The organism is Pseudomonas sp. SIMBA_041, assembly GCF_046535095.1.
Lineage (GTDB): Bacteria > Pseudomonadota > Gammaproteobacteria > Pseudomonadales > Pseudomonadaceae > Aquipseudomonas > Aquipseudomonas mucoides.
On record NZ_JAWRXJ010000971.1, the window covers coordinates 1 to 234 of the forward strand.

Genomic DNA, 234 nt, shown 5'->3' on the forward strand with positions numbered 1-234 from the left:
TTCTCGACAGTTGCCGCCAGGACCCGATTCTCGCCAGCGTCAAATTGATCGCCGAGCCGTGGGACTGCGGTCCCGGCGGCTATCAGGTGGGCGGCTTCCCGCCCGGCTGGGCCGAGTGGAACGACCGCTTTCGCGACACCGTGCGCGCCTGGTGGAAAGGCGACGAAGGCAAGGCCGCCGACCTCGCCACGCGCCTCGCCGCCTCCGCCGACAAGTTCAACCGGCGCGGCCGCC

At 70.9% G+C, this 234-nt stretch carries 1 pseudogene; it reads left to right on the forward strand.

Annotated features, from left to right (window positions below):
- Positions 1-234, forward strand: a pseudogene (locus SB725_RS34030) (glycogen debranching enzyme GlgX); the annotation flags it as partial.